Raw genomic sequence first — 13437 nt, 5'->3', positions numbered from 1 at the left:
GTGACGGTCTTCCCTGCTCAGACGGTGGCGGAGAAGTGTGGGCAGTTGTGGATCCAGACGTTGAGGAGGCGCAGCCCATGACGGATCTCCTCGATCGGGCGTTCCTAGCGACCGACCCGGCCGCCGGGCTTCGCGATGCCCCGGATGCCCAGTCCGCTGTCGATGGTGACGATCGAGCCGGTCATCGCGGCCGCCTCATCGGAGGCGAGGAGCGTGTACATCGCGGCGTACGCGTCGAAGTCAGGGACCTCCTGCAGGGGCAGGACCTCGCGAGTGCCGTCGATGACGGCCTCGCCGGAGGTCTGGCCCAAGGAGGTGATGCCACGCATCTGGGTCGCCGCGACCCCCGGCGCGACGCCGTTGACCCGCACGGTCGGGGCGAGCTCATAGGCCAGCTGACGGATCACACCGTGCAGCGCGTGCTTCGAGGACGTGTAGAGGATCCCGCCGCCGCCGGTGTTCGCCCCGGCGAAGGAGCCCGTGATGATCACCGACCCTCCCCGCTCGATCAGCTGGTCGGCGCAGGCCCGCACGCCGAGCAGCGGGCCGAGGACGTTGACGGCGTACAGCTCGTGGAACGCCTGCGAGAGGCGCTCGCCCTCGATCTCCTCCAACGGCGCCATGCCGTCGAAGATGCCGGCGTTGCCGACGAAGACGTCGATCCGCCCCCAGGTCTCGACCGCCGTCCGGGCAGCGCGGCGGTTGACCTCCCAGTCGGAGACGTCGCCCTGCACGGCCACGACCGCGTCGCCGAGGTCGGCCGGGAGGGTCTCCACGGCCGGCAGGATGTCGACGGCGACCACCTTCGCCCCTTCGGCGACGAACCGCGTCAGCGTCGCACGGCCGATCCCGGCCCCGCAGCCGGTGAAGACGACCACCTTGTCGTCCAGTGCTCCCATGGGCCTTCCTTTCAGATCGGCGTCGACACGTGCGTGCCGCAACGCTCGAGAGCGGTCTCCACGGTCGCGCACAGCACAAGCTGGTCGGCCGGGTCGACCACGACCAGACCGGGATGGTCCGTGATCAGGACGGGGAGCGAGGGACGAGGAACTGGCGAGACCACGACCACGGGGACCGCCTTCGAACGCTCGAGGAGGGTGACCAGCAGCGAGCAGAGCCCCCACGCGTCGGCCTCGTGGAACCGCGCGACCACCAGCACGGTCGCCGACCGATGCCGGGCCAGCCAGTCACGGGCACGGTGGGCATCCTCGACGGTCGTCAGGCTCGCAGCTCGCGGGCCTGCGGTCGCGTGGCGTACGGCGGCGAGACTCGCGTCGCCCAGGCCGACGGCGAGCACCGTCGCGGGCGACGACTCCGCTTCGTGGAGCATCCGTCACACTCCTGCGGGCGCCAGCAGCCTGCCCGCGCCGGGCGCCACCGGCTCCAGGCCGAGCTCGGACATGATCCGCCAGGCAGTGGCGGCGGCTGCCGAGATCACCGGGATCTCGAACCGGTCCTGGACCTGCTGAAGCACCGGAAGCGACGGCATCTGGACGCATGCAGAGAGCACCAGCGCGTCGGCGTCGGAGGTGTCGACGCGATGCGCCAGGTCGAGCAGCCGGGTCGGGTCGAGCCGGCCGACCGCGAGGTTGTCGGAGACCTCGAGGCTGATGGAGTCGACCACCTCGTAGCCCTCGTGCTCGATGTAGCCGCACACGGTCTCGGTCAGCGGCTTCATGTAGGGCGTGATGACCGCGATCCTCTTGGCGCTCAGGTGGTGCAACGCCTCCACGACGGCACCGGCGGAGGCGACGACCGGGATGCGCCGTCCGGTCTCGTCGAGAGCGATCCGTCCGAGGCGCTCCTCCGAGACATGGTGATGGCCCGGTCCCTGGGACATCGTCGCCACGAGGCACGCATACCCCATCACGTCCACGTCCGCGTCGGCCAGCTGCGCGGCGGCGACGCCCGCGTTCTCGTCCATGGCGGTGAGCTCCTCCTGCGTGACGTGCTTCATCCGCACCCGGGCCGAGTGGAAGGTGAACCGGTCATCGCTGATCTGCTCGTGGGCGCGCAGGATCGCCGGCACCTCCGTCTCCATCGTGGTGTTGGAGCTGGGCACGATGAGGCCCACGCGCAAGGCGCGCGGTGCAGCTGTGGTCGAGTCGGGCATGGGTCTCCGTTCGAATCGTTCAGGGGGTCAGTCCGCCGTTGCGGAGTGCTCGAGGTTGGAGGTCTTGAGAAGGGCGGGCAGGTCCTCGGACACCTCCCGTGTCCACGTCAGGCTCAGGGGCAGCCGTACCGGTGTGCGCCCGAGGTCGGGCACGGCGATGCCGAGGCCCCGCAACGTGACGGCGAGCGACTCGAAGGCGAAGTCGGGGTCGATGTCGAGCACGAGGCCCAAGGCCGCGTCGAGGAGGTGGAACTCCAGGATGTGCCGGGCCAGCTCCCCCTTGCGTGCCTGCAGCGCCTCCAAGAAGGCGCGGTCGAGCCACAGGAAGTCGGCGACCGCAGGCGGCCGTGAGAAGTAGAGCCGCTGTTGGCGGTAGATCGTGCGGTGCAGCTGGTGGATCAGCTCATCGGCGTACGGCGGATACCGATCGAGGAGCACAGCGTGGTAGCGGAAGTGCGCATCTTGGAACGCCTTGGTGCCGATGGTCGGCTCCTCCATGTCGGCCAACGCCTCGGCCATCGCATCGAGGTCATCGGCGGTGACGCTGTCGGTGATCGCAGCGACCGTCGGCGGCTCCACCAGCAGCCGAAGCGCGTAGGCGTCCTCGACGTCGGACAGCTGGACCGGCGCCACGACCATGCCCCTGTTGGCCTCCCCGACGAGCAGCCCCTCGGTGGCAAGGCGCTGCATCGCCTCACGCAGCGGGGTGCGCGAGACCTGCAGCTCTTCGGCCAGCTGCTGCTGGGAGATGCGGACGCCCGGCGGGATCTGACCCGAGACGATCCGCTCGCGCAGGGTCTCCACGACGCCGTCGACGACGTTCCCGGGGCGCTTCGGGACGCTCATGCTTCGCTTCCTCCGGTCTGCTCGTCGAGGCCGGGCAGGCCGGCCGCGTGCTCGCTGCCCAGCTTGCGGGCGAAGAGCTGGCTGAACTGGCTGGCGTCCTGGGCCGCGATGATCTCCAGCTGCATGGCATCGAGGAGGATCGTCGTGCCTCGGGACGGGATGTAGACCTGCAGACGCTCGCCGTTGCGGGTCCAGACCTTGCGGACCTGAGCGCCGGTGAACTCGTTGCCGATGCCGACCCAGTCGCCGGTCTCGACCACACCCTGCAGGGCGTCAGGGTCACCCATCTGTCCTCCTCATGCCGTTGACGTCGATGCTCGCCGGCGCCGTCGCGTACGCCGCAGGGTTACCCTGACGCAGCACAGGCAGCTTGTCCCGCACCTGGGGCACCGTCGCGAGGTCCAGCTCCACGACCTGCACGGCGTAGGCGGCGTCCCCGAGGTCGGCCAGGATCTCGCCCCACGGCCCCACGGCGAGGGCGTGGCCGAACGTCTCGAAGGCATCGGCCGCCCGCTCGCTCTCGTCCGCACCGCGCACGGTGGCGGACGCAACGACGTAGCAGGCGTTCTCGATCGCCCGAGCGCGCAGCAGCGTGTGCCAGTGGGCTGACCCGGTGGTGTGGGTGAACGCCGCGGGCACGAGGACGACTGCCGCTCCGGCCTGGGCCAGCGTCCGATAGAGCTCGGGGAAGCGGACGTCGTAGCAGATCGTCAACCCCACCGACACGCCGTCGATGTCGAGGAGAACCGGTGTCCGGCCCGCCCGCTCGACGCTGCTCGCCTCGAACGACTGGCCGTCGATGTGTGCGTCGAAGAGGTGGATCTTGTCGTAGCGACCCGCCAGCTCGCCGTTTGCGTCCCAGACCAGCGCGGCGTTGACGATGCCCTCATCGGTGGCGAGCTTCGCGCCGCCCAGCACGACCGCGACACCGTGCTCGGCCGCCGCGGCCCCCATCTTTCCGAGCTCGGGTGAGTCCTCACGGAAGGCCCGCTCGCGCATCGCCACGTTGCCGGCGAGCATGAGCCCGTTCTCCGGAAGCAGCACGAGCTCCGCCCCGGCACCGGCGGCCTCGGCCACGGCTTGCAGAGCGGTGGCGAGGTTGGCCTCGACGTCGGAGGTGGCGTGCCACTGGGACAGCCCTACCCGGAGTGTTCGGCGCATGGCTCAGCCCGCCACCGTAGCGGCGGACGGCATGGTCGCGAGCTCGGCGACCTCGAGGTCCATGCGGACGACCGTCCAGCCTCCACCGGACGCCTCCATGGGCTCATAGGAGTAGACGTCTCCACGCACGCCAGGGCCGACGATGCCGAGCATGATCAGCCAGTTCATGAACTCGTACTGACCGTGGTCGAGCAGCGGGTAGGGCTCCAGTGAGCCGAGGTCGAGACCGCGACCGGCCCGGAGCATGTCGAGCACGTAGGTGTCGAACTCCTGGTCCACCTCACCGAACTTGCCCGGATCGAGGAAGTGGGAGAGCCCGCCGGTGGCGAGCATCGCCACGCGCAGCCCCGACTGCTCGATCGCCGACCGGAAAGCGATGCCGAGCGCGCGAGCGTTGTACGGCGAGAACATCCGCGCGGGCTGGGTGATGATCGGGATGACCGGCAGATCGGGTCGCGGCAGCATGAGCCGCAGCGGGACGATCAGCCCGTGGTCGAGGTCCACCCGGGCCGCCTGCTCGACCTCGATCCCGGCGGCGCGAGCGGCCTCGGCCAGGCCATGGGCGAGCTTCGGGTGACCGGTCAGGTGCAGGTCCAGGTCGGGGCGCTTGAAGAACTCCATCGAGCCGTGGTGCTCGCCTGCCTCCCCGATCACGAAGTGGCCGGTCGCGAAGCTCTGGAAGTGGCAGTCGGCCGTCACCAGCAGCACGTCGGGCTCGGCGGCCTTGATGTCCTCGGCGAGGCGGGCGTAGCCGGCCAGCAGCCGCTCGACCGCGTCCGCCGGGTCGATCTCGGGGCGCGCCAGGACGTCGGGGACGTGCGAGCATCCGCCAGCGAAGACGAGCCCTTGCGGCAAGGACGACGCCGGCAGCGGCACGGAGGCGTCGACGGTGAAGCGGCCGTGGCTGGTCGAGTCGCCGAGGTCGTCGGAGAACCAGCGGCTGACCAGGATCGTGATGCCGTCGTTGAGTCCGGCCGAGCGCAGCCGGTCGCGGTCTCCCGCCAGGATGGTCTCGGCCCAGTCCTGGTCGATGCCGAGCACCTCGCCGGCACTGTCTGGCGCGGCCTTCACCTGCGCGAGGAGCTCGGGCTCGCGACCGAGGCGCAGGATGGCCTGCTCGATGTCAGCTCGCTCGGTCATGACGTCAGTCCTCCACGAGGGTGCCGTCGACGACCACGGCGACCCCGTCGACCTCCACCGTGCAGCTGCGCATGGGGATGTCCAGGTGGGCCGGCGTCTCGCGACCGACGAACCGGTTGGGACCGGTGGACCACATGAAGTTGCCGGACGTGGAACGCAGCTCCTGGCCGTAGAGCGAGCGCGGCTCGTAGACGTCGAACGCGGACCAGCGGGCGATCGGGTGCACACCCCAGCCCATGTGGGAGACCGCGTACACCTCCGGGTCGTTCCAGGCCTCCATGTAGTCGCGCAGGATGAAGGCGTCGACGCCGCCCTTGATGTCGGTGATGAACCCCTCGTCGATCGTCATGGTGACGTCGTCGCGGACGTAGCGCTGCCACGGGATGAGGACGTCACCGGGCTGCAGAACGATCTGGCCCTGGGCCGTCCGGTCGCGCGGGAAGCAGGCCACGAAGCCGCTTGGCCAGTGGTCCCACCGGTGCTCGGCGTCGACGAAGCCCCACTGGTGGGTGATCGGCAGGTCCTCGCCCGAGATGTCGGCGGTCACGTCGGTGCCCGCCGCGCTGGTGACGTGGAGGGTGGAGCCGGCCCTCAGCTTCGCGCCGCCCTTCTCCACGACCGCCCGCAGGCCCTCGTCACCCATGAGCCGCTCCAGGACGTTCTCCGGCTCGGCGATGAACAGCATGCGCTTGCCGTTGCCGGTGATGCGCGTGCGGACGTCGGAGTGGATCAGCCCCTCCTCGGTCACGTCGACGACGAAGTCGCACTCGGCAGCGGCGGCCAGCAGTGCGGGGACTTCACGCCCGTCACCCTGGTACGGCGGCAGCAGCGGCGCCGAGAGGCTGGAGGCGGTCAACACGAGCACACCGGCACCGAGCTGGCGTGACGCCCCGATCGCGGCGTCGACGTACGTCTGCTTCTTGCCGACCTCGCTGATGACGGCGACCGTCTCGTCGGCGGTGACGCCGCACAGCGTGAACTGGTCGACGAAGAGCTCCTCGAGCGTCTTGGGCATGGTGTGTCTCCTTGGTTGAAGGTGGTCAGTTCACGGAGCGGATCGCGCCGCCGTCGACGGCGAGGGTGGCTCCGGTGATGAAGGCGGCACGCCGGGAGGCGAGGAACGCGACGGCGTCGGCGATCTCCTCCGCCTCTGCCCAGCGGCCCAGGGGGATGTCTCGGACGACGGCTGCGATCTCGTCCTCGACCGAGGTGGAGTTCTTGGCCGACTTCGCCGCGACGATGCTCTGCATGCGGTCGGTGCCGGTGGCCCCGGGCATGACATGGACGACGCGGACGCCGTACGGCGCGACCTCGGCCGCCAGGGTCTTGGCGAAGGCGGACGCCGCCGCCCGGTACGCCGCCGAGAGCACGCCGCCCGTGGCCGGCTGCACGACCCAGGTGGAGGTGAGCAGGACGATCACGCCGCCGCCCTGCTCCTTCATCTGGCGTGCGCCGGCGAGCGCGAGCTGGACCACCGGGCGCAGCAACAGGTCGTGTGCCGCCTCCCAGGCGGCCCACGTCGTGTCGAGGACGGGCGTGATCGGCGGGCCGGGGGTGTTGAGGACGAGCACATCCAAACGGGCGTGCTCGGCGACCACATCGGCGACGAGGGTCTCCGTGGCGGCGGCGTCGCCCAGGTCGTGGGCCCGCGGCAACACACCACCCCCACCCCGGATGGTGGGCGCGCCGACGGTGCGCGACGTCGCCACGACCGTCATCCCCTCACGCGCGAGGCGATCCGCCACTGCGGCGCCGATGCCCCGCGAGGCGGCGGTGACGAGGGCGATCGCACCCTGGAGTCCGAGATCCACCGGAGTCTCCTTCTTGTTGGTTGGCTTGCGTTCGGCCGCTGGCGCGCGGCTCAGTCGACCAGCGTGATCGCGTGCTCGGGACAGGAGGCGGCAGCCTCCGTGGCCCTGGCCTCGTCGCCCGTCGGCACCTCACCGTCGCCGACGAGGGACGCGTAGCCCCACTCGTCGAGCTGGAAGACACTCGGGCAGAGCTCGGCACAGGTGCCGTAGGCCTCGCACTTGGTGGCATCGACGGTTGCCTTCATCAGTTCTCTCCCTCTGTCGGGTCACGGCGTTGTTGGAAGACCGAGGGCGTCTGCTCGAGCTCCTCGGCGACGGTGCGGGCGAGCGTTGCCGCGCCGTCCAGGAAGGCACACGCGCCGCGGCGGACGAGCTGCTCACCCCACCGAGCGAGGTTGGCGCGGTGGTCCGGGTTCGGATCGCCGTCGGCGACGCTGCGCAGGGTGTCGCGGATGGCCCGGGTGCCGTTGCGGCACACGCCGCACTGGCGGGCCGACTCCTGCTCGTACCATTCGCCGAGGTCGGCCGCGGTGCGGAGCACGTCGTCACTGCCGGAGACGAAGGTGATCGCCGCGCAGCCCAAGCCACTGCCTGCGTCGCGGACCTCCTGGTAGCAGCAGCGGAGGGACGCGCGGTCGCCGCGCAGATAGCCTCCGAACCACCCGCCCATCAGCACCCCGCGGAGTCCGTTCGGCACTCCGCCGGCCGCCTCGGCAAGCGCCCCGAGGGTCGTCCCGAGCTCCGCCTCGAACACTCCGCCCTCCCGACAGGAGCCCGCCGCGGTGAACAGCGCCGTGCCGGGCGAGGCCTCGGTGCCGGCGGCACGGAAGGCCTCGGCGCCGTGACGGCGGATCCAGGCGGCGTGCGCCAGTGTCTCGACGTTGGCCACCAACGTCGGCAAGCCGTCGACGCCGGACTCCGAGGGTCGCGGCGGCTTCACCAGCGGGAGCGCCGGGCCACCGCTGATCGCACGGCACACGGCGGTCTCCTCGCCGGCGACGTACCCACCGGTGGCACCGAAGACCTCCAACCGAAGGCCGGCGGGCACCAGGCCGGCGGCGTCGACCTCGGCCACCGCGCGCACGGTCGCCTCGACGACGTCCGGGTGGGAGACGTAGACGATGGCCCGATCGGCGGCCACGGCGGTGGCGGCCAGGATGAGCCCGTCGAGCACGAGGTGCGGCCGGTGCGTCATCAGCCAGGCGTCCTTCGCCGATGCGGGCTCCCCCTCGTGGCCGTTGGCGACGACGACCTTCCGACCGGACACGTCGGCGACCGACCGCCACTTGATCGAGGCGGGGAAGCCTGCGCCGCCTCGGCCCTGCAGCCCCGCCGCCTCGAGCTCGCTGACGATGTCCTCGACGCGGACGGCAGGTGCGCGCCCGAAGAACCCTCGTGCGAGCTCTCCGGCGAGGCCGTCGGAGAGCTCGTCCTCGCGGAGCACCAGCCGCGCCGGCGTGCCGGCGACGACGCGCGCTCCGATGGCGGGGGCCAGCTCCTGCACCACGCTCACGAGGGAGCTCCCAGCAGGTCCAGGGCCGTCTCGAGGTCGATCACGTCGGCATACTTCGCGTCCAGGTCGAGGAGGGCGGCCTCATGCGGGCCGGTCTCGCGATCGCCGACGGCCTCGCGCACGACGTAGGTGACGAGGTCGTGCGCGCATGCGTCGACCGCCGTGGCCCTCACGCAGCCCGATGTGGTGGCTCCGACGACGATGACGGTGCCGACCTGCTCGGCGCGCAGCCGGGTCGCCAGATCGGTGCCGGCGAAGGCCGACGCCGTCTGCTTGACCACGACCCGCTCCGGGTCGACCCCGCCGAGGCGCGCGTCGATCTGCTCCCAACGGCTGCCCGCGGTGAGCTCCCGCATGACCGGCATCTTCTCGAGCCACACGCAGTCGAGCTCGTCGGCGGCGAACGAGATCGCCGAGAAGTACGCCGGGACCCCTACGGCCCGGGCACGCTCGAGCAGCATCCGCGTCGCCGCGACCTCGTCCGAGAGCTCGAACCCTGGTCCGCACTCCGGGTCGGTGAACCCGTTCTGCAGGTCCACCACCACAATGGCGAACCGCCCCCGCGGCGTCAGGGTCCCGCCCAGGCCACCGGCGCGGTAGCGCGCGGCGACCTCCGTGTCCCACGGCGCCACGGTCATCATCGCAGCTCCGTCTCGGGCCATTCACCGCGCTCGGCACGCATCATGGCCGCGTAGTAGCGATACATGTTGCGCTGGACCCCCTCCTCGTAGCGCGTCCAGTAGGCGACGCCGGGGCCGGGCCAGTCATCGACCCTGTGGGCGATGCCGATGCCCTCCATGCCCATCTGGTAGTTGAGCGAGAAGTCCAGCAGCTCGGCGGCCACCGACCTGCCGGTGCGGCCGACGGTGATCCACGGCTCGGTGTCGTCCATCTCGAAGGCACCGCCGACCGAGAAGGTGCCGAGTCCCGCACGGTAGGCGCGGTCCTTCTGCTCGGCGGTCATGCCCTTGTAGGCGAGGAACCAGTTCCAGATCTCGATCTGGCCGGGGCCCTTGGGCTGCCACGTGCGGATCGTCACCACACCGGTCGGGGCATGGGCTGCACCGTCCTCGGTCATGGGCAGCGCGAGCATGGAGAAGTTGGGGAACACGTTGCCGACCAGGACGCGCGAACGGCGAGCGATCTCGAGCTGGTGCTCGCTGATGCGGCTCGTGTCGAAGGTGGCGGCGAGGTCGTCGGGGAACCCGAAGAACTTCGGTCCCGGCTCATCGGGGTCGTCCGCCATCGAGAACGACAGCGAGTGCCCGGGCGCCGCTTGGATGTGATAGCCCATCATGTTCTCGCGGAACGGGACCGGGAAGGCGCCGATCTCCCAGACGGAGCGGTGCAGGGTGCCGAGGTGGTAGTCGTCGCCGGAGAAGTTGTCCGCGCCCGACTTCCAGTTCGCGTCCACAACGAACCGTTGTGGCGCGCCGAGCACCTCCATGCCGTCCTCGTTCAGCCCGAACAGCAGGTCGAGATACCACGCCATGCCGCCGAGGTAGTCCTCCAGAGTCGGAGCGGTCGGGTCGAGGGTTGCGAAGATCAGCCCGTGGAAGGAGGCGACCTTGGCGGCGGGCGTCAAGCCGTTGCCCTCCTTCGACATGCCGCCGAAGGCGTTGCGCCACAGCGGGGCACCCACCAGCCTGCCGTCGGTGCCGTAGGTCCACCCGTGATACGGGCAGCGGAAGTGCGAGGTGTTGCCCGAGTCGGCGCGACAGACCTGCACCCCTCGGTGGCGGCAGGCGTCGAAGAGGACGTGGATCTCGCCGCCCTCATCACGGGAGACGATGAAGTTGTCCTCGCCGATCTTGCGGACGACGTAGTCGCCGTTCGCCTCGATCTCGGACTCGTGGGCCAGGTAGACCCAGCAGCGACCGAAGATCTTGCGCAGCTCCGCCTGGTAGACCTGCGGGTTGCCGAAGATCCCCGCAGGGACTTCGCCTTCGGGCAGGCCGGTCTCGAGCTGGCCGATGAGCTTGTCGACCTGAGGCGGCAGCGTGCTCGCCCCGGCAGCGGGCTCGTGGGTGGTCGTCATGAGCGCGACTCCTTGGCTGATCAGAAGAAGAGCGAGAGGTTGTGGGTGCCGATCACCGTCAGGTCGAGAAGGACCTCACGCTTCAGCAGCTTGAGCTCGCCGCTCTCACGGCGGAGCAGGTCGTGCCGCTCCCCGGAGAGGATCTGCGGCGTGGTCTGGTCTTGGCGCGTGCGGTAGATCAGGACGTTGCTGCGCACCTCGAGCAGGTCGGGATCCCCCGTGCGCCGGACGCGCACGTTCGAGACGAAGTGCCGCATCCGCGAGGGCGGATCCTCGGCCCAGGCGTACGTGGTCTCGTTCCGCGCGACCTTGCTGCTCAGCGAGCCGTAGTTCTCGTTGAGGTGGTAGGTGCCGTCGACGAAGCCGCGGCCGCGGGCCCGCTCGACGGTCTCGCGCAGCGGCAGCTGGTAGACCACGTCCTTGCTGACCAGGGTCTCCAGCCACGCCCGCTCCTGGAGGTCGTCGAGGAGCTCGGCCTCGTAGAGCAGGAAGTCATAGGCCTCGACGTGCTCCGGGCTGCTCACCGACAGCGGTCGGGTCGAGGACAGTGTCTCCGTCATGGTTCCTCCCAGTGGATCCGGATGTGTCTTCATGCGAGACGACGCTCAGCTCCGCAGCCTGATGACGCGCGCGTTGGTCGCACAGGCGTCGCATGTCGGTCGGCCCGTCCGCGCCTCACGGTCCGCCTCGACCGCGACGTACGACCTCCCACACTCCTCGCACTCGACGTAGCTGCGCCACAGGTCGGCCACCTCGTCGCGAACGTCGGGATGAGTCGTGCGCCTGACGGGCAGTGCGACCTTCACGACGGCGTAGAGGACGGCGCTGGAGACGAGCACCACGAGGGGGGCGAGGTCGTGCCAGCGGCCCGTCTGCGTCTGGGTCAGCCAGATCCCCAGGCCGGCGGTGGCGATCCACACCGCCAGGCCCCAGGTGAAGCGCGGCAGGCGGCCCGCACGGAACTCGGCGTCCTCGATCCTGTCCTTGCTCAGGACCATGTGGACGGTGACGATGCCGACCCACGCCGCGAAGAAGTCGCCCTGCCAGCTGACCGCCTTGAGCAGCCAGCTGAACACGTCGGTGAGCATCAGCACGAACACGACGGCCGAGACGAGCATGACGTAGACCCAGCGCGGGATCCTCAGCGGCGACACCGTGGAGACGAACCGGTCCCAGTTGGCCGACGACTCGTAGTAGTTGAGGCTGTTGATGCGGGCCTGCGAGACCACGATGAAGATCAGACCGGCGACGCCGAGGCTCGCCAGGATGCCCTGCACGACACCGGTCTCCGAGGTCGGGTCGGTGGCGGCCGCCTGGACGAGGAAGATGCCGACGAGGCCGTTGACGACGTAGAGCCAGGCATAGAACACCGGGCCGAACGTCACGACGGAGTGGAACCTCTCGTCCTCCTTGCGACCGAAGCGCGCGAAGTCGGTCGAGACGGGCATCATCAGGAACAGTCCGAAGTAGAGGCAGACCCCGTGCAGCCAGCCGGGTGCCGTCCGGGCGGCCGGCGGCACCACTCCCGCGAAGTGCAGCCACGCGCCCCCGGGGTGGAACCTCACGACCGCGGCGATGATCGCCGCGGCGACGCCGACGACGTAGAGCGGGAGCAGAAGCCCGTTGAACTTCGCCATCCAGCTCTGCACGCCGCCCAGCATCAGCGGCAGCATCGCGACGACGACGATCAGATACCACCACTTGATGCTCATGCCGGGCGTGTAGTGATGGAACGCGACGGCGAGCGTGCTGCTCTCGAAGACCGCGTAGTAGGTGACGTTCGCGGCCACGAGCAGTGCGGTCAGCGATGCGCCGACGACGCCGAACATGCGGCGCGACAACGGTGTGCTGTTCAGGCCCGAGCGAATGCTCCAGCGTGTGAAGAACACGTTCCACACGGAGTAGAGCGCGGCCGACACGACCAGCGCCACGATGGCATTGCCCGTGCCGTAGAGAGCCGCAGCCAGCGCGCCGTAGAAGAGCCACACCATCGCGCTCAGCAGCGACCAGAAGGACATCGCGAGCTGCCACCTGCCCACTCGGGCGGTCAGAGGGACGACGTGGTTGCTGTAGTCGTCGCTGTGCTGCTCGGCGAGCACAGCGGGGTCGTCGGTGGAGGAGACCTTGAGCGGCGTGCCCGTCGTCGACGGGCCGCCCTCCGGTCGAGGTTGCACAGCGGTCATGCCCAGCTCCTCAAGTGGATACACTTATGTGCACAGTTATCCACGAGGCGCGCGACGGTGTCAACGCCATCGGAGAAACGGACCCGAGAATTTGCCTCCGGGTCGGCGTCAGTAGCGGACCCTCGCCGGGTCGGCGAGCCAGGCGTCGAAGGGAGCGACCGCGTTGGGCAGGCGGTTCTCCTCGACGACGGGAAGCGTCCAGGACGCCGCCGGGCGGGCGAACTGGTCGTAGAACGCACCGTCGTCGAAGCCTCCGCGGGCGGCGTCGTGGCGGTCCGCGGCGAACACGACGCGATCCAGGCGCGCCCACAGAGACGCCGAGAGACAGAGCGGGCACGGCTCGCAGGAGGTGTAGAGCGTGCAGCCGGACAGCGCGAAGTGGCCCAGCGCCTGGCAGGCGCGACGGATCGCGACGACCTCCGCGTGCGCGGTGGGGTCGTTGTCGCGGGTGACGCGGTTCTGGCCGATGGACAGCACCGCCCCGTCACGGACGATCACCGCTCCGAACGGGCCACCACCGTCGTTCACGTTGAGGATCGCCAGCTCCACGGCCCGCTCCAGAGCGTCCTGGTCGCCCTTCACACGGATCATGTCCGCAGCGCTCGAGTCGTTCGTCGTCATCGCTCCTCCTC

Annotated in this window: 16 protein-coding genes; all 16 read right to left on the bottom strand. The window is 70.0% G+C overall.

Annotated elements, in window-relative coordinates; genetic code table 11:
- Nucleotides 1–104 precede the first annotated feature (104 nt).
- Nucleotides 105–899: an SDR family NAD(P)-dependent oxidoreductase gene (locus tag ACYQ1K_RS00305; RefSeq protein ID WP_459980374.1), complete on the bottom strand. Its 795-nt coding sequence runs from the start codon at nt 897–899 to the stop codon at nt 105–107.
- Nucleotides 900–910: 11 nt separating this feature from the next.
- Nucleotides 911–1330, bottom strand: a complete 420-nt coding sequence (locus tag ACYQ1K_RS00300) for a hypothetical protein (protein WP_459980373.1) — start codon at nt 1328–1330, stop codon at nt 911–913.
- A 3-nt stretch (nt 1331–1333) separates the two neighbouring features.
- Nucleotides 1334–2113, bottom strand: coding sequence for a maleate cis-trans isomerase family protein (locus ACYQ1K_RS00295; protein WP_459980372.1), 780 nt, complete (start codon nt 2111–2113; stop codon nt 1334–1336).
- Between the two features lie 27 nt (nt 2114–2140).
- A complete protein-coding gene (locus ACYQ1K_RS00290) occupies nt 2141–2959 on the bottom strand; it encodes a GntR family transcriptional regulator (protein WP_459980371.1) in 819 nt (272 codons plus the stop codon).
- A complete protein-coding gene (locus ACYQ1K_RS00285) occupies nt 2956–3246 on the bottom strand; it encodes a hypothetical protein (RefSeq protein WP_459980370.1) in 291 nt (96 codons plus the stop codon). Before ACYQ1K_RS00285 ends, ACYQ1K_RS00290 begins: the two co-directional genes overlap by 4 nt.
- A complete protein-coding gene (locus tag ACYQ1K_RS00280) occupies nt 3239–4120 on the bottom strand; it encodes a nitrilase-related carbon-nitrogen hydrolase (protein WP_459980369.1) in 882 nt (293 codons plus the stop codon). The genes ACYQ1K_RS00285 and ACYQ1K_RS00280 overlap by 8 nt, the downstream gene beginning before the upstream one ends.
- Before the next feature lie 3 nt (nt 4121–4123).
- Nucleotides 4124–5260 (bottom strand): DODA-type extradiol aromatic ring-opening family dioxygenase, encoded by a 1137-nt coding sequence (locus ACYQ1K_RS00275; protein WP_459980368.1) that lies wholly within the window; start codon nt 5258–5260, stop codon nt 4124–4126.
- 4 nt (nt 5261–5264) lie between these two features.
- Nucleotides 5265–6275 (bottom strand): 2,5-dihydroxypyridine 5,6-dioxygenase NicX family protein, encoded by a 1011-nt coding sequence (locus tag ACYQ1K_RS00270; protein ID WP_459980367.1) that lies wholly within the window; start codon nt 6273–6275, stop codon nt 5265–5267.
- A 25-nt stretch (nt 6276–6300) separates the two neighbouring features.
- Nucleotides 6301–7071, bottom strand: a complete 771-nt coding sequence (locus ACYQ1K_RS00265) for an SDR family oxidoreductase (protein WP_459980366.1) — start codon at nt 7069–7071, stop codon at nt 6301–6303.
- A gap of 50 nt (nt 7072–7121) precedes the next feature.
- Nucleotides 7122–7316 (bottom strand): ferredoxin, encoded by a 195-nt coding sequence (locus tag ACYQ1K_RS00260; RefSeq protein WP_459980365.1) that lies wholly within the window; start codon nt 7314–7316, stop codon nt 7122–7124.
- Entirely contained in the window at nt 7316–8584 is a 1269-nt protein-coding gene (locus ACYQ1K_RS00255) for an NADH-ubiquinone oxidoreductase-F iron-sulfur binding region domain-containing protein (RefSeq protein ID WP_459980364.1), read from the bottom strand. Before ACYQ1K_RS00255 ends, ACYQ1K_RS00260 begins: the two co-directional genes overlap by 1 nt.
- On the bottom strand, nt 8581–9225 hold the full coding sequence (locus ACYQ1K_RS00250) for an isochorismatase family protein (RefSeq protein WP_459980363.1): 645 nt from the start codon (nt 9223–9225) through the stop codon (nt 8581–8583). The genes ACYQ1K_RS00255 and ACYQ1K_RS00250 overlap by 4 nt, the downstream gene beginning before the upstream one ends.
- Complete coding sequence (locus tag ACYQ1K_RS00245) at nt 9222–10622, bottom strand: aromatic ring-hydroxylating oxygenase subunit alpha (RefSeq protein ID WP_459980362.1); 1401 nt, start codon at nt 10620–10622, stop codon at nt 9222–9224. The genes ACYQ1K_RS00250 and ACYQ1K_RS00245 overlap by 4 nt, the downstream gene beginning before the upstream one ends.
- A 20-nt stretch (nt 10623–10642) precedes the next feature.
- Nucleotides 10643–11182, bottom strand: coding sequence for an aromatic-ring-hydroxylating dioxygenase subunit beta (locus tag ACYQ1K_RS00240; RefSeq protein WP_459980361.1), 540 nt, complete (start codon nt 11180–11182; stop codon nt 10643–10645).
- Between the two features lie 45 nt (nt 11183–11227).
- Nucleotides 11228–12805: a purine-cytosine permease family protein gene (locus ACYQ1K_RS00235; protein ID WP_459980360.1), complete on the bottom strand. Its 1578-nt coding sequence runs from the start codon at nt 12803–12805 to the stop codon at nt 11228–11230.
- Between the two features lie 108 nt (nt 12806–12913).
- Nucleotides 12914–13426 (bottom strand): nucleoside deaminase, encoded by a 513-nt coding sequence (locus ACYQ1K_RS00230; protein WP_459980359.1) that lies wholly within the window; start codon nt 13424–13426, stop codon nt 12914–12916.
- Between the last annotated feature and the right edge of the window lie 11 nt (nt 13427–13437).

Source organism: Nocardioides sp. AN3 (assembly GCF_054653495.1).
This window is presented reverse-complemented; position numbering and strand designations above follow the sequence as displayed.